Here is a 17,947-nt window from a genome sequence, read left to right as displayed (position 1 = left end):
TTATGTTGTCTTAATGGGCGTGAGAGTGGGAAGAAGAGTCTGACAGAATGATTTGTTTCCACCCGAAATCGTGGCGTTTAGCTAGATCGCTTAGTCCCTCCACATTTAACGAACGGCTAGAATCATTAAACCAAATATCAGCTTGAGAACTGCGGCTATCCAACAGCATGGAAGCAGAGCCTTGGGCACTGGTCTTCACGCCAATGTAGACACCGTCATCAATTCGTTGCCACTGATGAGAACCTTTACGCTTCCAGTTTTGGTCTTTCACGAACGGAGCAATCCAAAGCACCTCCATATCAGAGATCTCAGGCCAAGTTCCGGTATCTAACTGCAAATCACGAATCTCTTCATGAGCGAGCTTAAGCTCAGCGATCAACCCCAACTCATTTTGATGTAAATCCGTGATTAACACTTGATGAGACTGCATGTCTGGCTTTTCAGTCGCGACCTGATGGTAGGGCATAAGTATGGCTGCTGAACTGAGAATTGCTGCGATTGTCAGTGCGACCCATTTTCCTTCTCGGTTACCATCATCAGGGCGAACTTTCTGTACACTCATTTCTCTTTCAGCTCAACGATATCCACTTCCACCGGGCTTTCATGTCCGGCATCAAATACCAAATAGAAATCTGTTTCAGGGTGAGTAAATTCTGCGATGGAACGCTTATCTGTTTTTTCTTTGGCGATCAGATTGTCGTCGTAATCGTACATTTCGACATCGTAGTCGACCGCTGTCGATCCATCCGAGTAGCCCGCTTCACAAATCACTTTATCTTGCGCCAAGTGACAGCTCATCAGAGGAAAATGTGCAGCAGCGTGAAAGGACGCAAATCCAGAAAAAAGCAAAACCGCTTTTAGAAGAGAAGTGTTATTCATGATAATTCCAAAATGGCCCAGCAATTGCTGAGCCTAATTCGATTAGTTAAGTTGAGTTTCAAACGTAAGATGAACATTGGCACTCGCTTTATCCGCCAATGGATTATCTCTTAATTCACCTTTGTAGTTCGCTTTCATTAAGTAGCGCCCGGCGACTTCTGGCGTGAAGATCACTTTGCCATCTTTATCGCTCACCACATCGATTTGTTCTTGATGGTTTCGGTACATGGTCCCTTCACGTGTAATCTCAGCAGTAACGCCCTCTTGTGGCTCTCCGTTAAAGAAAAACTGGAAAGTCACAGGCTCACCTTCAATGATGTCCGATGGATGCGTGATCGGTTTCATCTCCAGCATTTTGCCTTCAATCTCCAACGCTTTGTCCGTTGGCATACCAACCGTAATGTAGCTTTCTGCTCGGGTGTAACTTAGTTGAGTAACCACATCACGCGCTTGCTCAGGAAGCACGTCACCACGCTCAGCTTTGTTTGCTCGCGCCCATTTCACCGTATCACGACGGCCCGCTTTGTATTGTGTGTAGTAGCTCGGCTGATTATTAATCGCGACTTTGTGCGTGCCTTCTTCTGTAAAAAAGAAATCAAACATAGAGCGACGCTTGCCACGAACAACAAAGTTAGGACGCTCAGAGCGGCCATCCGGCATCACCACAAATGCCTGGTCACTACCCGCAGGCTTATCAAAAACAAACGTTCCGTGAGAGGCAGTAACATCAAATGTCAGCCAGTCACCGCCTTCTTTAGAAACCGTAAAGTGAGAGGGCAGAACCCAACGTGGATGTGCTTGTGCGGTGGTGGTTACAGCCAATCCCATTGCCATTACACTCGCCAATGCCACTGCTTTCATTTTGGTTTTCATTGTTGTGTCCTTTAATCACTTAACTTGATAATTGACGGTGATGACACCCGTCTCTTGTGTTGGTTTAAGCTCATAGCGTACGTCACTGTCCGCTAGCGTTATTTTTTGACGTAAGTAGTTTCGCCCACCGTGTTCACGAACGACTTCGACGTACAACGTGTAATTTCCTTGTTCCAAACGCTCCCCTGAGTCATTGGTTCCATCCCAGACAAAGCGGTATTGACCAGCAGGACGTGTTGCAGAAGTCACCGCATCAACAAGTTCACGATCATAACGACCCGTTTTTCTCCACCAGCTGCGTAGATCTTTTAACCATTCGTCTTTCCCTACCCATAACTGAATGGTTTTAACCGGTTTACGCTGATCGTTTTCAACCCAAACCGCCACATAAGGGCGTGCATACATTGAGGTATCTATCTTTGGAAGTTCGAGTTCGAAGTCGACCTTCGCGTTATCTGGTAGAGGCGCCGCGGAAAGAGAGAAAGGAGTAAAAGCCGCGATCAAAGCGGCTTTACAAAAGTGATTACGGCGGAAAAATCTTCCTGTGTTCAACATAAGTGTTCTCTAAAAAGCTGTTATGGAACAGCAACAAAATAAATTACGAGCGACAGTAACGTACCAAAGCTCATCCATTGCATTGACGTTCTGAGCGTCTTCTTCTTAGGCAGTAACAAGCACACGCCTGTAAGAACAAAAAACACCATCAAAAGCGCAGTGACGTCGATAAACCACTTCCAAATCCCACCACTGTTGCGTCCTTTATGTAGATCGTTCAGCAGCGCAACAATACCGTAGTGCGTCGTTTCGACGTCTGCTGCACCAGTAGTCATATCAATAAAGACCGTAGCGTTATAACCCGGGCCTTTAAAATCCATAGAAAGCTCTCCGAGTAACAACTCACCTTGCTCAACTTCGGTATACACATCTAGTGCGGAGGGAGTGCCGCGAAGCTCGGTTTCTTTAGTCAAGAAAGCTACCAGTTCTTCACGATTAGGTTGAAAGGTATCTGAATGTGAGAATAGAACTGAGTGCGGAACCGTCAGAGTATGTTGTTGAATGATAGGTTCACTGCGTTCAAACAATTCGGGGCGATTGAGGGTAATACCAGTTACTGCAAAAAACAGCGTAACTAAGAGAAGAGCCATCGAAATATAGATATGTAGGCGGCGAGCCCAAGTTTGAACACCTTTGCTTTTAAGCAACATAGAAACAATCATCACCAATAAATGTGGGGCATAATTTAGGTGATAATCATTCGTATTGGCATTTAATTTACATTGTTTACTTTAAACAAAAAAATACCCGAGACTGAGCTCGGGTATTTAATAAAAATGTTCGCTATGAGTCCTGCGTCGATTCTACTTTGCGTAGCTGAGATAGATACTTAACCCAACTTTTTGCCTGATTCGATGGCTTAATCTCATTCGCTCTTTTGGCATTAGCGAGCGCATCGTCAAACCGCTTAAGTTTGTAGTAAGCGCGAGTTTTGATAAGTGCAACATCCGCTTTACGACCTCTGACATTATCGAGCGCGGCAATGGCATCTTTATAATGGCCTTCTTGCACCAGCAGTTGAGAATAGTTCCAGTAATACTGCCTATCTAGCTGAGCTGCAATACGCCAGCTATCAATAGACTCTTCCCACTCTTTTGCCATTTGCCAATACGTTGCTTGCTGAGCTTTTAGCTTACTATTCGAGTTTACATCCTCTAGCTCGTTCATCACCAACGCAGCTCTCTCAGGAATACCTCGTTTCGCGTACAATTGTGCCAGCAGCTTTAAGTCATCTTGGCTAAGTTGTAACCCTTTCAGTTTTGCCAACGCCAAAGAGTCTAGGGCACGTTTGTTGTCATCAACCCGTAGGTATAGAGCAACAAGCTGACGCCACCATTCAATTCGCTCAGGTTCAATCACTATTAAGCGTTTGATGGTCGAGATTGCCGGCTTCCACTTTTTCAGTTCTAGCTCAGCAGAAAGCTTTATCGACAATGCGCCAAGCTTGTCTGGCTGACCAAATTTCTCATAACGAGCCATTGCTGAAAGCACTTTTTGCCACTGACTCAGTTGATAATGAGATTGGGAAATACGTAGCCATAGCTCATGCGCTTGTTGACCTTTAGGAATGTTTTGGCTCAAGGCATAGTAATGAGGTAACGCCTTAGAAAAACGTTGCTCGTTCAGCAGTATATCAGCCAACATTTTTCGGGTTTGCCATGCTTGCTCATCTTGTAGCAAACCACTATTGACTGCCAACTCAAGTTGCTTAATCGCCGCTTGAGTTTGCTCGTTCTGCCAGTAAAAAATACCCAACATTCGAGCGACATAAGCTTGGTCATATCCACGAGAAAGCTCCATAGCTTCAAGAGATGAAATCGCTTCTTTTAGTTTCTCCTCTTGAGCCAAGTTGTGTGCTCGTTGAACTCTCGCTGCGGTGTATTGGCTTAACTCACTGGCAATGGTTGAGAGTGCACTCAGGCTTAATACCGTACCGATTAAGAATTTTTTCATCATTTGGCTAACTTGAACTCCACTTTAGCGGTTTGTCCGAACTGCTCAATTGACACACCATCCTCAACTTTTGGCTGATACTTCCATTTTTTAAGCGCACGGATTGCTTCCCTTTCAAACATGCGCTCGGGCTCAGCCTCGATCACTTCAATATCTTTTGGTCGTCCAGTTGCATCGATCGTGAAACGCATAATGACATAACCTTCCACTCTACGTTTCAGCGCCTTACTTGGATAGCGAGGATCAACACGATACAACGGCAGTGCTTGCTGGTTGCCCATTGTTCCCTTCAAGTTTGGGGCACTGATCGCGATACCTTCAAGGGCAGTGTTTAAACCTAAAGCACTGACTGGCGTCATCTGACTCATTGGTTCCATTTGAGTGTCAGCTTGAGACAGATCCATTGGCTCCGGCGCTTGAGGTGGTTCTGGTTGCTCCGGCACTGAACGTTGACGACGCTGCACGTCTGCGTCATTCTCTACCATCACCATATCAAAACGAACGGCTTCTGAAGCTTCTGGTGCACGCTGGTTGCCTTTATCAACCATCCACGCCATAAAGCTAAACAAGCTCACAGAAATTAACAGTGATGCTGGTAGTGCAAGTAACAGCCTGCCCATTAAGGTTTCTCCGCCGCCAATGCAATGTTCTTCACACCCGCCGCCTTTGCAGCGTCCATCACTTTCACGACAGTGCCATTGTAAGCATGCTCGTCAGCTTGGATAACTAACGAGGCATCAGGCTGATCAAGTAACAAGTGCTCAATAGAGGCCTCAACACGCTCAATATCAACCACTCGTTTGTCGATGTACACATCATTCGCTGCCGTTACTGCGATAAAAATGCCCGCATCTTTTTGGCTTACTACATTAGAAGCCTGAGGGCGATTCACTTCTACACCGGATTCACGTACAAACGAACTGGTCACAATGAAGAAGATCAACATGATGAAGACGATATCAAGCATCGAGGTTAAATCGACTTGAGCTTCATCTTGTTGGTTAGGTCTGCGTCCGAGTCTCACTTTTGACTCCTTAAAGATTGTTCTAACTGGATAGCTTTTCGTTCACACACTTTGCTGAGGCGAGCATGAATAAACATGCCCGCAAGCGCTGCTACCATACCTGCCATGGTTGGCAGCGTAGCAAGTGAGATACCAGAAGCCATCAATTTCGGATTGCTGCTGCCTTGCGATGCCATTACGTCAAACACCGTAATCATGCCTGTCACCGTCCCTAACAACCCTAGCATTGGGCAAACCGCCACAAGTAGCTTAATAGTCGATAGGTTTTGGCGCAGTTCGATTTGCGCTTTTGCAATCCATCCTTCACGGATTTGATGCGCGTACCAAGAGTGGTGCTCTGATCTTGCTTGCCACTGCTCACAAAGCTGTTTTTTTACCCCAGGGAAAACCGTTGTGAGATAAATAACTCGCTCCATAACCAACAGCCAGCACACCGCCACGACGGCGGCCAGCCACCATAGGATTTGACCACCTTGCTGCATAAAGCTCATCAAGGTTGTGGCCCAATCCTCACTGATCAAACCCAATGTGCTGAGTAGGATCTGCTCCATTACGCTGCGTTCTCCGCTAAGGTGTTAGAATGGCTTTTGTTACTCGGCATATCACGCTCAGCTTGTTCTGCAACTAAACCGATGCCTTGTTTTTCTAAGATACTGCGAATATTTTCTGCTTGAGAGCTCAATACGTTGTGCGCTAATAGCAAAGGCATGGCTGAAACAAGGCCAAGTACGGTAGTCACAAGTGCCATTGAAATACCACCCGCCATTACTTTCGGATCACCATTACCAAATTGAGTGATGACTTGGAAGGTTTCGATCATACCCGTTACCGTGCCTAGTAGGCCAAGCATAGGAGCTAGAGCAGCAAGAAGCTTAAGCATCGACAACCCTTTTTCTAGGTGGGTTTGCTCATCAACAACAGCTTCCAAAAGACGTAGTTCTAACGCTTCTACGCTGCGATGCTTGTCTTTCTGGTATACCGCAAGCACGCGACCCAAAGGGTTGTTTCCTGGCTGCGCTGGGGTTTTCAGTTGCTTCATGATTTTCTGGCGCGAAATCATCAGTGATGCACCACGTACGAGCGCAATCAATAGGCCGATAGCCAATAAACCAAGGATTATTTTACCGACAACGCCACCCGCATTTAGGCGATCAGCCAAAGTCGGTGAGTTTGCAAGCTGTTCAAGAAGAATGCCACGTGATGGATCAATGACAAGTGCATCAATGTCACCAGAGGAAATAGTATTCGCTGTTGGACCGTTCTCAGGCTGACGAAGATAGTTTACCGCGTCTCCGCGTTGACCATTCCACTTAACGTAGCCAGTCTCATCCAGCAGCGCCATAGAACCAAGACGAACACCATTAACCGTTTGTTCACGACCTTCGCCATTTAGCAGTGTGAAAGAGACGTTTGCCATTTCACCGCTTGCTTTGATTTGTTCTTCCATGCTGTGCCACATCGCCTGAAGTTGGGTCAACGTTGGCAGTGATTTAGCCGCAACAATAGCATCGATATCTTTCTGATATGAGTTTGCATCTACACCCGTTACTGAGCTCTTGAGCTCTGACTCTAGCTCTTTTGCGTTCTGGCGAACGACGCCAAATAGCTCACCTAAGCTCCCGGTTTCTAGACGTAGCTTTTCTTCTAGCTGCGCCAGTTCCGCTTCGTTTTCACCGAAAGTAACACTTAATGAATCCGCTTCTGCTTGAAGAGCAGCTCGCTCTGCGGCCAATTTATTCTTTATAGCCTGTAGCTCTTGCTCTGTTTTCTTAAAACCTGATTCACGCGTGACATTGTGCGATTGCTGTTGACGATTTTCTTGCTGCGCCTTTTGTAACAACGCATCACTAGCAACAGTTGTATGAGGCATTAATGCGGCTGTCGAGATTAGTGCAACCGATAACCATTTTTTCATCATTTATTTGCCCTCCGCAGCGGTTAACGACACTGGCAGAGTTAACATACTCGGCGCGATCTGTTTATTCGCCATAGCGAACGCTTTATCTAGCTCTGATTTTTGCTCAGAACCCACTTGTTGCCATGCTTGTTGTTGCTGTGACCAGCTCCAGAATGTCTCACCAGATAAGCTACGTGCTACCAAAGACAAACGCCCTAAATAGAGAATGTCCGCCTCCACAGCTTCATTGTCACCCAGGTTAATCTTGCCTTGGTAAACGCCAAGCTTGGTGCCGTAATCCATTTCAATTTGGTACGCTTCTAAAATACGACGAAACTTCTCTGCATCCGCAACGTCTGCACGCGTCATCATGGAATCCAGCTTTGCAATTCGTTCCTCACGTTGCGCTTTGCGTATAGGTTTGTCGTTAGCAACGAGCGCTTTTAAGCCTTCAAGCATGTGATACATCAAAGGCACGACACCTTGACGAGTTTGAGCAATCTGCTCAATTTGCTCGTTCAAGCTATCAACTTCTTGATTTTGGCTCTCAACAAGGCTTGCAAGATGATCGCGATAAATCTTCAAGTTACCGACTTCCTCTTGCAGCTGCTCAATTTCAGCTTCTAGAGTAAGTGATTTTTCTGCGCTTGCATCAATACGTTTTTGGCTTACCGCCGACGACTGGTTTGTTTTACTCTGCACAGCTTGTGCATCGTTTAAGTTCGCCGCGTGAGCGGGAATCAAAACCGATGATATCAACAGAGCGATACTTGATTTCATTAGATTCATACGAGTTATATTTCTGTGTTCCAAAAACGACCAAAGGGGAAGACTACCCTTCCCCTTTAATAATCAAATTGTTATCAGTACTTGAACTGGATTGTTGCCATGTAGTTGCGGCTTTCTCCAACCACAACCCCACTCGCACCTTTTTGCTCGCCATTCGTGCTACCACCACCTGCGAAGTAGTCGGTATCGAATAAATTCTCGACATTGAATCGAGCGATGATATCCAAGTTTTCATCGTACTTATGTTTGTATGACACGCCCATATCAACGCGAGCGTAGCCATCTTTCTTGAAGGTGTTTTTTGCATCACCGTAGCGATCACCTTCATAAATCAAACCAAGGTTTAAGTTAGTGTTGTCTTGAACCTTGTAGCTAGACCATAGGCTTGCCGAGAACTCTGGCACGTCTACAGGGCGGTTGCCCTCATATCTTTCTGCCTTCTTAAGCTCTGCATCCAAATACATTGCAGAAGCGGTTAGCGACAACTCTGGGGTCACAAAACCTTGAGCCATTAACTCAGCGCCTTTGTGAACTTGCTCACCACCTTGCGTTTTCTTGTGTAGGAGATTGCCGCCCGCGTCTTTGCCGCTTTCAACATCCAGCGAGATGTTCTCTAACGTGATATCAAACACAGCACCAGATACAAATAAACGCTGATCAAACAGTTCCCACTTCGTACCGATTTCATAAGAGATACCACGCTCAGCGTCGAGTTTCTCACCTTCATTGATGTAGGTACGACTACCGTTGCTGACTTCACCTTGAGGCATGAAGCTTTCAGAATACTGAACGTAAACCGAGCCATTCGTCGATGGGTGGAAAATGACACCAAATTTTGGAGAAACCTGGTTTTCGGTCAGTTCATCATCACGCTTTTCGTCATAACGAACACCTGCAAGCACTTGCCAGTAATCATTAATCGTCATCATATTTTGCGCGTAGATACCCCAAGTATCGTACTCAGCAGTTGGTGATTTCTTCGAACTACGATAGCTAGGCTTAGGCACCGTTTCTCCTGGCGCAATACTCGCCTCATTATGAAATGCCATAAAGCGATCATAACTGTAATCTAAGTAGTTAGCGCCCACTAACAACGTGTTTTCCGTACCGAACAAAGTAAAGTCCGTCGTCACATCTATATATGCAGTATCAAATACCCAATTATCGGAGCGATCGTTGCCTCGATGCTTAATCGTATTTAACTCTTCATACTGATCAAACTTAGGGTAAGACTCTACATCAAAACGCTTAAAGTCTTGGCGGTTGTAACCTGCTTTTACGTTCACGTTATCCGTGACTTGCGCATTAATATCGACACCGTAGTTTTCTACTTCGTTATCAATTTCAGACCACTGCGCATCCCAAATGTACTTATCACCGCGAACCGCTTTGCCATCAACAATGTATGCGCCAGAGTCCACGCTACCATCGTCTTTCGTGCGATCGTAATGAGCCGATACCATAAAGTTGTCTGTGATATCGTACTCAACCACTAGGCCCGCAACCGTACGATCCGTTTCTGGCTCGGTGCCATCACCGTACCTGCGCCAAGAGCCGTAGCTTTCTTTGGCAAAAATTGCGCGCGCTCGCAGTGTCTCTGCATCATTTAGCGCGCCACTCACATCAAGCACAGTGCGTGAGTGATCATTCGAACCTAGATCTTGACTCAAACTTGCTTGTGTTTGAGTTGTTGGTTTTTTCGAAACCATGTTTACCAAGCCACCCGGCTCAGATTTACCGTATAGCAGACCTGATGGACCTTTAAGCACTTCAACACGCTCTAAAAGCTCAATTGGCTGACGGTAGTGTGACCAGTGTTGACGACCATCACGAAGAAAACCGTCTGAACTGCTAAGTTCAAAACCACGTAGAGAGAAACGTTCGCGGTTACGGCTTGTACCACCCGCGCTAACACTTGCATCGTTACGTAGCACTTCACCAAGTGTACTTGCACGCTGCTCATCAATTACCGTTTCATCGATAACCGCTACTTGTCCCGGCGTTTCCAGCTGCGTCATTTCCATGCGCATTGCTGTACTGTTTGTATCTGCCTTGTAGCCGAACTCTCGACCTTCTACAACTACATGTTCGTCTGTTTGAACTTCCGCCACTGCAGGTGTTGCTAACACTGCACCGATCACTAACGCCAAATGGCTCTTAGTAAACATATCCTTTCACTCCGATTATTATTTTTCGGGTCACATACTTGTTGAATGCGATTCCCTCTTAATTATTTCGCGGGTGAATATAAGTGATAAGTATTACCATTTGCATTAAATTTACATTCTTTGCATTTGCAAACTTTTGTAAAGTACTCTCTGATGATGCGCTATGATAATGTGATATTAATCACAAAAATTACGACTTAATCATACTTATTGCTTGAACACTAAAGTAACCCTCAGACCACCTTGCTCACGGTTTTTCGCCGTAACTGCTCCACCCATAATACGCATGGATTCTTTGACAATCGCAAGACCTAAACCGTAGCCACCAAGCTTTTTATCTCTAGAAGCATCTAAGCGTGTAAACGGATCAAAAATATCGACCAGCTTGTTCTCTGGAATACCAGGCCCATCATCAGATACTGACATTATGGTGAACTGCTGCCCTTCTTTGACATAATTTTCCAGAGAAACTTCTATCTGAGATGCTTGTCCTGAATATTTAATGGCATTACCAATAAGATTGTTCAAACAACGAATGACCAGCGTTTCTTCACAAATGGCTTTAGCACATACAGCTTCTGAGCGGAAAGACAACGTCTGTTCTGACTTCAAATCTATTTTGCAACGTTCTACTTGCGGGGAGAGCAAAACTTCTAAATCACAGCGTTTCGTGGCTTTGTCGAAGCGCGCATTTTCCAAGCGACTGAACTCCAATATATCGCTGATCAAATGGTTTAGCTCTTTTGCTTCATCTTCTAGCCTTGTCACTAGGCTTTGCTCACTTTCTCCAACACGCTTTCGCAAAAGATGCAGAACCAAGTTCTGCCTCGCTAACGGCGTTCTCAATTCGTGAGAGACATCTCTTATAAGCAGTCGCTGCTTTTCAGCGAGAGAATGAATCTGTTGCGTCATGTGATCGAAATCTTGCGCTAACTCGTTAAACTCACGCGTGCTCGACTTCAGCTCTTTCACGACACTGACATTAAAATCGCCATTAGATAGCTTTTTGCTTGCTTCTCTCAATCGATCCAATGGTTGCTGTAAGTTACGTGCCATTAGCAGCGAAAAGAGCGCCAAAATAACCACTGCAATCACGACTTTGAGAATAGAGAAATACAGAATGAAGTCATTTGCAGGGTGCAGTCGATGTGGCAATTGAATCACTAAAGTATTGCCATGAACTAAAGGAATATTGATGATGGGGCGATTCACTTTCCCCTCAAGTTGATCATCAATGCTTCTCTTAAATTGGAGTTTGAACTCGAAGTGCGGATGCATCAGACGGTGCGTAACTGGTTGCTGATGTTCATTCAACACAAATAAATAAAAGTTTTGCGCATTTGCCCAGTCAGCAAGTTCGTCCATGTCTCCGTGCTCAATCAATACATTGGCTTGATGTGCAAGGTCTAGCATTTCTTCTCGCACACTATCGGGCACTTTCAACATGGCTTTCACCAGAGCTTGTTCCGCTAAGGATTGCACGACCAAAATACTAATGACAATTGCGGTCATGCAACTAAATAACTTGAACGCTAAGCTATCTTTACGTTTTGCAATAAAAGGTGGACACCGGAGCTTCATTAACGGTTTACAGCCTCTAAATAACTGTAACCTTTGCCACGGAAGGTTTTGATATGTTGCTTGGAAAGCCCCGCTTCAACTAACTTGCGACGTATGTTGCTGATGTGCATATCAAGGTTGCGATCAAAAGGACTCAGCTCTTTCTTTAACACTTCAGTTTGAAGCTCTGCTTTTGAAATCACGACTCCTTGGTTTTTTACCAAGTAGCTCAATAGTTCAGCTTCCGTACTTGTGAGGGGTAAGCTATTAAGCTGGTCGCTGATCGTTTGAACGGTACTACACATCGTCTGACGTTGACGTTCCAAGCCAACACGACGAAGAATCGCTTTGATGCGCATTAGAAGCTCAGCGACATTAAAGGGCTTTCCGATATACTGATCGGCCCCCGCTTGGTAACCATCAAGCATCGAGTTTTCATCGTTGAGAGCGGTAAGCATTAGAATAGGTGTCGCGAAGCGCTGACAGATCCTACGAGCAACTTGCATGCCGTTAAGGTTTGGTAACATGACATCAAGCAATACAAGATCTACAGGCGTTTTTTCCATATATTGCAGCGCACTTTCACCGCAATGCACAGAAGAGACGATGTAGCCCTCCTCTTGCAAAACCGCTTCTAACAGCTCACACAAAGGAACGTCATCATCGACTATCAAAACTCGTGACATTACCACTCACCATTCAAATAAAAATGGTTCGCATTTTATTACTCATTTACCAATTAAACAACTACACACTCTAAGGCTTTAAGTCAACAGGACTCAGTCCAAGAAGCAGCAACGTACTATTAGAGTTTAATGTTCACTTGCACTAAAGGTTCCTAACAATATGCACCTAGATATATCTTCATAGAAAAAACGAGTACAATCTGGCAACCACAAAGCAAAAGATAAAGCGAATGGAAACGTTATTAATTGGTCACCGTGGCGTGGCAGGTTCATACCCTGAGAATACAAAAATAAGCATTCAGGCAGCCATTGACCTGGGGTTGAGGTGGGTGGAAGTGGATATACAGCCTACCAAAGATAATGTTTTAGTGGTTTGCCATGATCATACCGTCAATCGATGCAGCAATGGACAAGGGCGTGTTGATGAGCTCACCCTGGAAGACTTAAAAGCATTAGATTTCGGTAGTTGGTTTAGCACAGACTTTTCAGGCGAGAAGATCGTGACACTAGATGAACTGCTCACTTTAGCTACTGAGAATAAGCTTAACTTGAATATCGAAGTTAAAGTAGACAACCATCCAGCGGAAGAAGTGGCGCAGACTCTAGCCAATGCGTTAGCAAAAAGTCCAATGCCGCAAGAGAATGTACTCCTATCGAGCTTTAGTCATGACGTCATTAGAGCGATGCACAAATACTGCAGTGGCTACCGATTGGGTGTGTTAAGTGAATTCTTTACGAGAAAAGATAAACGCCTTTTGGAAGAAGTTAGTGCCTATAGCTGCAACCTAAACATTAACTGGGTTCGTACTCGCCAGATAAACAAACTCCAACAAGCCGGTTACAAAGTGATGTGCTATACGGTGAACAATCCAAATAAACTGAAATACCTGCCTCAGTTAGACGGTATTTTTAGTGATCATCCACAGCGCTTTATGCCATAGCCTATAAGAGCCAGAACATTAAAGGGGACCTTTTGTTACCACTCAATCTGAATTGGTGTCCCCATCTCGACAAGCTGGATAAATTCGTCCATCTCCTCGTTGGTAATCGCAATACACCCATTAGTCCAATCAAAACTTTGGATGTAAATCGGCAACTGACTCTCACCGTTTTTTAAGCCATGAATTTTGATGTTCCCTCCAGGGGACACACCTCGGCGCTTCGCTTCCAACGTATCAATCGCATCAGGGTAACTGATATGCACAGAACGATAAAAAGCAGAGTCCTCTATAACATAATCTAGAGTGTATTCGCCCTCTGGTGTGCGATTGTCTCCCTCTTCTTGTTTATGTCCTTGAGGGTTCGCTCCTAAAGCAATTCGGTATTCTTTTAGCACTGCTCCTTGTTCCATCAAATACATTCGACGCTTAGACTTGTCGACTTTAACGAGGTCAACAGCTGCGTGAGTGCCAGAAGCAAACACACAACACAAGAACATAGAGAACCATTTTACTGACATTGTCGTAACGCCTAAGCTAATAAAGTGAACAAGAAAAGAGCGATAATGCTAGTCAGTTAATGCTCGTAAAGCAAACAGTATCTAATGCGGAACCATAAGATAGACTCGCTGAAAGGCGTACTTCTTATCGTTATTTGATACAACAAAAGTCAAAGAGAAGATTTCTCTATTCATTGCGGCTAAGTTGCATTACTTTATAAGCATATTTATTTATAAAGTCCGCACTTTTTGAGAGGGAACCATGATTAACATTGCTTTTTTTAGTGCAAAATCCTACGACGAAGCCTCTTTTAATAAAATTAAAAATAACCGCGATTTTGAATTCCACTATCACGACTTCCGACTAACCGAAAAAACAGCCAAGATGGCGCACGGCAGTGATGTTGTATGTGCGTTCGTTAATGATGATCTTTCAGCTCCCGTTCTTAAACAGCTTTCTCTAGGCGGGACCAAGCTTATTGCTATGCGCTGCGCGGGATTTGATAAAGTTGATCAACAAGCAGCCAAAGAACTAGGCTTACAAGTGGTTCGAGTTCCTGCTTACTCACCAGAAGCAGTGGCAGAGCACACGGTTGGTTTAATGATGTGTCTAAACCGCCGTCTTCACAAGGCCTACCAACGGACACGTGACGCCAACTTCTCGCTAGAAGGTCTTGTTGGCTTTAACTTTTTCGGAAAAACCGTTGGTGTTATTGGTACGGGTAAGATTGGTATCGCGACGATGCGTATCTTCAAAGGGCTTGGCATGGAACTGCTTTGCTACGACCCCTACGAAAACCCATTAGCACTAGAAATGGGAGCCCGTTACTGTTCGCTTGAAGAAATCTACGCTAATGCGGATGTTATCTCTCTCCATTGTCCAATGAGTGAAGAAAACTATCACTTATTGAACGAAAAAGCCTTCGCGCAAATGAAAGATGGTGTAATGATCATTAACACCAGTCGAGGCGAGTTGCTAGATTCACTAGCGGCGATAGAAGCGTTGAAACAAGGTAAGATTGGTGCGCTTGGCCTAGACGTGTATGACAATGAAAAAGACTTATTCTTCCAAGATAAATCTAACGATGTCATTGTAGATGATGTTTTCCGCCGTTTATCGGCTTGTCATAACGTGCTGTTTACTGGCCACCAAGCATTCTTGACTCACGAAGCACTTAATAATATTGCCTCTGTGACGCTTGATAACGTCGAAGCCTTTTTCTCTGGTAACGTATCGGGCAATGAACTGATTAACTAAAGCCAGACAATCGAGAAGTATAGTAGAGCGTGTGATCTCAGCTATGCTATACTTCTCGACTATTTAAAATTTGAGCCAAATTACCATGAGCATAAAAACTGATATTCAAAAGCTGCACAACCGTTTAGATACATGCCAACGTAAACTTGATGCGGCACGTTCTCGTGGTGATCACGAAATGATTACAAAGTTCACGGATGAAGTAGAACAGCTTACCAAAAAGCTTAACCAGTTAAAGCACAAGCAAAACTATGAGCTGAACAAAGAACGTAAAAGCTTACTTGATATGCCTTTCTCTCGTGAAATCACCAAAGCAGAACAAGCGGACATCGGCAAACTGAAAAAACGCGTACGCGGCTTAGTAATCGTTCACCCATTAACAAAAGTTGGTAAAGAACTTCGCCTTGATGTGATGACAGGCTTTGCGCCAAAAGAGTTTTAAAACTCGCATTAACATTTATGGAGCCCAAGCATTTGCTTGGGCTTTTTATTTTGTACTGCTTCATTAGATTTCATCGAAATATCAATCCATAAGCTATTAAAAAGGCCAGCGACAAAAGCCACTGACCTATTTCGACCAATATCGTCCGCATTACATCTCAACGTTACGACAGTTGCTGCAACTTGTGCTCCACAACGGGATCATTCGGAACCAACTGCTGAGCGACTTCCAAAAGCTGTACTGCATCTTGCGGGTTGTCATACTCATGCTTAAGTGCAATATCAACAAGTGGCTGAATATCGATTTGTGCTTTATGCTCCTTCACATGTTCTTTCTTTTCTTCAATTAGTACATTATGAGCGGTACTCAGTAAGTTTAAACGATGCTGTGAGCTCGCATTCGCCTTGTTAAGGCACTGATAGTAATCTTCTTTTAAGCGCAGCGTTTTGGTCTGATGACGAAACTGCGCTATATCTATCTTCTGATAACGTATAAAGTCTACGGCCACTTGCTTATAAAAACCGAATTTATTCAAATACGTCGCGTGGGTACCATGCCCCATCCCGAAGACTCTTAAGTGAGTGAGCTCTGGGTAGCGTTTGGCGTGAAGGCGGTCGATTTCATTAGTTGGATCATAAATGATATAGCCTTTTGCATCGCCAAGGTCAAGGTCGTGATACTTTCCTTCCCAATCAAATTGTTGGGCTAGTTCAGTACTTGGCCTATCATCCCATGGCACCAAAACTTTGTTTTTTGTGCTGACCGGGTGAAACATCAATACTTGATCCAACTTTAATAGATTGGAAAAGGCACCAATAGCAAAACCACCGCGGCTAAGTCCATAGCCTAAACGACATTCAAAGGGCTCAAGTAAAGTCGACAGTTGCTCTAGAAAGAAAATTAAATTACGGCTACGAAACCAGTTACTTTTCCCAAGGTGCTGAAATGAAATAATATTTACTTTTTGTTTCTGGGCTAAGCGATAGCCCCAAGGCGCAAAGTCTGAGTGTAAGTCCTGTACTTGTAGATTCGTACCAGCAGGGGAAAAGGTGAACAACAACGGTTTATTGCGGTCGACAAACTCATACTTAACAAATACATCATCAAGTAAGTCCTCCCCGGACATCGGTAGCCTGGTTTGCTGTTCTTCACGAGAAAGAGCCAGCCATTCATCCAACCAGTACAGTAACTTCATTAATCCTCCATCTAAATTGCGCCTAGCAATTGTGTTAAAAATCTAGTTTTTAGTGTGTGATCATCTCCCCCTGGTTACAGGGGACTCTGATATCAGTCCTCTTTTAAAACAAAGCGTGAATTTGCTTATTAAATTGGTCAATATCTAAGGTTTGATGGCGAACAAACTCCTGCGCCACCAGATTAAAAAATTCTAATTTATCTAATTGTGTGGATTGAGTGCCGTGTCCCATACCGACGACTTTTAAATGGGTAAGCTCTGGATAACGTTCAGCATGAAGACAATCAATGCGATTGGATGGGTCATAAATAATATAACCTTTGGCATTGCCCAAATCTCGATCATGGTAGCCGCTTTCCCAAGCAAACTGCTGAGCAAGCTCAGTACTCGGCCGATCATCCCAAGGCACCAACGCTTTATTTTTTGTGCTAACAGGATAAAACAACAAAAGATGTTCTAGTTTCAGCAAGTTAGCAAACGCGCTAATTGCAAAGCCACCTCGACTTTGCCCATAACCCAAACGACATTTGAAGGGGTGAAGCAACTCAGATAGCTGCTCCAGAAAGAAAATCAAATTCCGACTACGGAACCAATTACTTTGTCCTAAATGTTGAAAGGCAATAATGTTTACTTGTTGTTGTATTCCGAGCTCGTAGCCCCAAGGAGAAAAATCCGGAGTTAAATCTTGTACCTGCACATCAGTACCGGAAGGAGAAAATGTGAACAACAATGGCTTGTTAAGATCGACGAGTTCATACTTCACAAACACATCATCAAGTAAATCGTAGCCAGAGATAGGTAAAGCCATCTCTTGTTCTTGTTGAGTAAGAGCTTGCCATTCATCTAACCAGTAAAGTAGCTTCATTTTTTTCTCCAAGTGCATCCGCAGTATTTAGACTGGAACTCTATCAAAATGCGTTTAAGCATCCCACGTTGAGACTTAACAAAGCTCTATTTGAAGCCCAAATGAGACGTATGGAAATGTCTTCGATTGAAGGTATTACTGCGTAAACTAAACCCAAAGTAGGTACGCAAAAACTTGGAGAAAGAGCTAGAGAAAAACCAATTAGAAGTTTCGATAACAGCGGTTAAAAAACAGCAGATAAAAAAAACCGCAGATAAAAAAAACCGCTGTAAGAACAGCGGTTTTTTTTAAAAGTGGCGGAGAGATAGGGATTTGAACCCTAGATACGCTATTAACGTATGCCGGTTTTCAAGACCGGTGCTTTC

Annotated in this window: 20 protein-coding genes; 3 read left to right on the top strand and 17 right to left on the bottom strand. The window is 44.3% G+C overall.

The window, feature by feature from the left end:
* Positions 1-10 precede the first annotated feature (10 nt).
* From R7R78_RS19300 to R7R78_RS19235, 14 genes are all read right to left on the bottom strand, one after another.
* Complete coding sequence (locus R7R78_RS19300; RefSeq protein WP_033906233.1) at positions 11-562, bottom strand: DUF6162 family protein; 552 nt, start codon at positions 560-562, stop codon at positions 11-13.
* Positions 559-879 carry a hypothetical protein gene (locus tag R7R78_RS19295; RefSeq protein ID WP_005374251.1) on the bottom strand — a complete coding sequence of 107 codons (321 nt, stop codon included), beginning with the start codon at positions 877-879 and terminating at the stop codon, positions 559-561. Before R7R78_RS19295 ends, R7R78_RS19300 begins: the two co-directional genes overlap by 4 nt.
* Positions 880-921: 42 nt before the next feature.
* Positions 922-1,752 (bottom strand): DUF4198 domain-containing protein, encoded by an 831-nt coding sequence (locus R7R78_RS19290; RefSeq protein ID WP_137282881.1) that lies wholly within the window; start codon positions 1,750-1,752, stop codon positions 922-924.
* Positions 1,753-1,767: 15 nt separating this feature from the next.
* Positions 1,768-2,307, bottom strand: a complete 540-nt coding sequence (locus R7R78_RS19285) for a DUF2271 domain-containing protein (protein ID WP_025768071.1) — start codon at positions 2,305-2,307, stop codon at positions 1,768-1,770.
* A gap of 20 nt (positions 2,308-2,327) precedes the next feature.
* Complete coding sequence (locus tag R7R78_RS19280; protein WP_021035904.1) at positions 2,328-2,957, bottom strand: PepSY-associated TM helix domain-containing protein; 630 nt, start codon at positions 2,955-2,957, stop codon at positions 2,328-2,330.
* A gap of 133 nt (positions 2,958-3,090) precedes the next feature.
* Positions 3,091-4,263: a tetratricopeptide repeat protein gene (locus tag R7R78_RS19275; RefSeq protein ID WP_213886239.1), complete on the bottom strand. Its 1,173-nt coding sequence runs from the start codon at positions 4,261-4,263 to the stop codon at positions 3,091-3,093.
* Positions 4,260-4,880, bottom strand: coding sequence for an energy transducer TonB (locus R7R78_RS19270; protein WP_213872764.1), 621 nt, complete (start codon positions 4,878-4,880; stop codon positions 4,260-4,262). The genes R7R78_RS19275 and R7R78_RS19270 overlap by 4 nt, the downstream gene beginning before the upstream one ends.
* Positions 4,880-5,284: an ExbD/TolR family protein gene (locus R7R78_RS19265; RefSeq protein WP_005374257.1), complete on the bottom strand. Its 405-nt coding sequence runs from the start codon at positions 5,282-5,284 to the stop codon at positions 4,880-4,882. Before R7R78_RS19265 ends, R7R78_RS19270 begins: the two co-directional genes overlap by 1 nt.
* Positions 5,281-5,835, bottom strand: coding sequence for a MotA/TolQ/ExbB proton channel family protein (locus R7R78_RS19260; protein ID WP_017635540.1), 555 nt, complete (start codon positions 5,833-5,835; stop codon positions 5,281-5,283). Before R7R78_RS19260 ends, R7R78_RS19265 begins: the two co-directional genes overlap by 4 nt.
* Entirely contained in the window at positions 5,835-7,202 is a 1,368-nt protein-coding gene (locus tag R7R78_RS19255; RefSeq protein ID WP_065275095.1) for a MotA/TolQ/ExbB proton channel family protein, read from the bottom strand. Before R7R78_RS19255 ends, R7R78_RS19260 begins: the two co-directional genes overlap by 1 nt.
* On the bottom strand, positions 7,203-7,970 hold the full coding sequence (locus R7R78_RS19250) for a DUF3450 domain-containing protein (RefSeq protein WP_054574483.1): 768 nt from the start codon (positions 7,968-7,970) through the stop codon (positions 7,203-7,205).
* A 74-nt stretch (positions 7,971-8,044) separates the two neighbouring features.
* Positions 8,045-10,138: a TonB-dependent siderophore receptor gene (locus tag R7R78_RS19245; RefSeq protein ID WP_136976328.1), complete on the bottom strand. Its 2,094-nt coding sequence runs from the start codon at positions 10,136-10,138 to the stop codon at positions 8,045-8,047.
* Positions 10,139-10,345: 207 nt separating this feature from the next.
* Positions 10,346-11,719 (bottom strand): sensor histidine kinase, encoded by a 1,374-nt coding sequence (locus R7R78_RS19240; protein ID WP_222711991.1) that lies wholly within the window; start codon positions 11,717-11,719, stop codon positions 10,346-10,348.
* Positions 11,719-12,384: a response regulator transcription factor gene (locus R7R78_RS19235; RefSeq protein WP_005386018.1), complete on the bottom strand. Its 666-nt coding sequence runs from the start codon at positions 12,382-12,384 to the stop codon at positions 11,719-11,721. The genes R7R78_RS19240 and R7R78_RS19235 overlap by 1 nt, the downstream gene beginning before the upstream one ends.
* Before the next feature lie 230 nt (positions 12,385-12,614).
* Between R7R78_RS19235 and R7R78_RS19230 the strand changes: the two genes are divergently transcribed.
* On the top strand, positions 12,615-13,325 hold the full coding sequence (locus R7R78_RS19230; protein ID WP_225474137.1) for a glycerophosphodiester phosphodiesterase family protein: 711 nt from the start codon (positions 12,615-12,617) through the stop codon (positions 13,323-13,325).
* Positions 13,326-13,360: 35 nt separating this feature from the next.
* On the opposite strand, the gene R7R78_RS19225 is transcribed toward R7R78_RS19230, so the two are convergent.
* Positions 13,361-13,843: a L,D-transpeptidase family protein gene (locus R7R78_RS19225; protein ID WP_005374271.1), complete on the bottom strand. Its 483-nt coding sequence runs from the start codon at positions 13,841-13,843 to the stop codon at positions 13,361-13,363.
* 241 nt (positions 13,844-14,084) lie between these two features.
* Between R7R78_RS19225 and R7R78_RS19220 the strand changes: the two genes are divergently transcribed.
* The gene (locus R7R78_RS19220) at positions 14,085-15,080 is read left to right on the top strand and encodes a 2-hydroxyacid dehydrogenase (RefSeq protein WP_033906222.1); all 996 of its coding nucleotides are present in this window, start codon (positions 14,085-14,087) and stop codon (positions 15,078-15,080) included.
* Between the two features lie 85 nt (positions 15,081-15,165).
* Complete coding sequence (locus R7R78_RS19215) at positions 15,166-15,522, top strand: YibL family ribosome-associated protein (RefSeq protein ID WP_005374274.1); 357 nt, start codon at positions 15,166-15,168, stop codon at positions 15,520-15,522.
* A gap of 163 nt (positions 15,523-15,685) precedes the next feature.
* On the opposite strand, the gene R7R78_RS19210 is transcribed toward R7R78_RS19215, so the two are convergent.
* Together R7R78_RS19210 and R7R78_RS19205 are read right to left on the bottom strand one after the other, a co-directional pair.
* The gene (locus R7R78_RS19210) at positions 15,686-16,717 is read right to left on the bottom strand and encodes a cytosolic protein (RefSeq protein WP_225474136.1); all 1,032 of its coding nucleotides are present in this window, start codon (positions 16,715-16,717) and stop codon (positions 15,686-15,688) included.
* Positions 16,718-16,820: 103 nt separating this feature from the next.
* Positions 16,821-17,582, bottom strand: a complete 762-nt coding sequence (locus R7R78_RS19205; RefSeq protein WP_225474135.1) for a cytosolic protein — start codon at positions 17,580-17,582, stop codon at positions 16,821-16,823.
* Between the last annotated feature and the right edge of the window lie 365 nt (positions 17,583-17,947).

The organism is Vibrio sp. 2134-1, assembly GCF_033339495.1.
Note: the sequence above shows the minus strand (reverse complement) of the source record. Positions and strands in the feature narration are given on the sequence as shown.

Coding starts and splice junctions, on each gene's coding strand:
- R7R78_RS19300 (WP_033906233.1), bottom strand. CDS start 562: ATGAGTGTACAGAAAGTTCGCCCTGATGATGGTAACCGAGAAGGAAAA.
- R7R78_RS19295 (WP_005374251.1), bottom strand. CDS start 879: ATGAATAACACTTCTCTTCTAAAAGCGGTTTTGCTTTTTTCTGGATTT.
- R7R78_RS19290 (WP_137282881.1), bottom strand. CDS start 1,752: ATGAAAACCAAAATGAAAGCAGTGGCATTGGCGAGTGTAATGGCAATG.
- R7R78_RS19285 (WP_025768071.1), bottom strand. CDS start 2,307: ATGTTGAACACAGGAAGATTTTTCCGCCGTAATCACTTTTGTAAAGCC.
- R7R78_RS19280 (WP_021035904.1), bottom strand. CDS start 2,957: ATGTTGCTTAAAAGCAAAGGTGTTCAAACTTGGGCTCGCCGCCTACAT.
- R7R78_RS19275 (WP_213886239.1), bottom strand. CDS start 4,263: ATGATGAAAAAATTCTTAATCGGTACGGTATTAAGCCTGAGTGCACTC.
- R7R78_RS19270 (WP_213872764.1), bottom strand. CDS start 4,880: ATGGGCAGGCTGTTACTTGCACTACCAGCATCACTGTTAATTTCTGTG.
- R7R78_RS19260 (WP_017635540.1), bottom strand. CDS start 5,835: ATGGAGCAGATCCTACTCAGCACATTGGGTTTGATCAGTGAGGATTGG.
- R7R78_RS19255 (WP_065275095.1), bottom strand. CDS start 7,202: ATGATGAAAAAATGGTTATCGGTTGCACTAATCTCGACAGCCGCATTA.
- R7R78_RS19250 (WP_054574483.1), bottom strand. CDS start 7,970: ATGAATCTAATGAAATCAAGTATCGCTCTGTTGATATCATCGGTTTTG.
- R7R78_RS19245 (WP_136976328.1), bottom strand. CDS start 10,138: ATGTTTACTAAGAGCCATTTGGCGTTAGTGATCGGTGCAGTGTTAGCA.
- R7R78_RS19240 (WP_222711991.1), bottom strand. CDS start 11,719: ATGAAGCTCCGGTGTCCACCTTTTATTGCAAAACGTAAAGATAGCTTA.
- R7R78_RS19235 (WP_005386018.1), bottom strand. CDS start 12,384: ATGTCACGAGTTTTGATAGTCGATGATGACGTTCCTTTGTGTGAGCTG.
- R7R78_RS19230 (WP_225474137.1), top strand. CDS start 12,615: ATGGAAACGTTATTAATTGGTCACCGTGGCGTGGCAGGTTCATACCCT.
- R7R78_RS19225 (WP_005374271.1), bottom strand. CDS start 13,843: ATGTCAGTAAAATGGTTCTCTATGTTCTTGTGTTGTGTGTTTGCTTCT.
- R7R78_RS19220 (WP_033906222.1), top strand. CDS start 14,085: ATGATTAACATTGCTTTTTTTAGTGCAAAATCCTACGACGAAGCCTCT.
- R7R78_RS19215 (WP_005374274.1), top strand. CDS start 15,166: ATGAGCATAAAAACTGATATTCAAAAGCTGCACAACCGTTTAGATACA.
- R7R78_RS19210 (WP_225474136.1), bottom strand. CDS start 16,717: ATGAAGTTACTGTACTGGTTGGATGAATGGCTGGCTCTTTCTCGTGAA.
- R7R78_RS19205 (WP_225474135.1), bottom strand. CDS start 17,582: ATGAAGCTACTTTACTGGTTAGATGAATGGCAAGCTCTTACTCAACAA.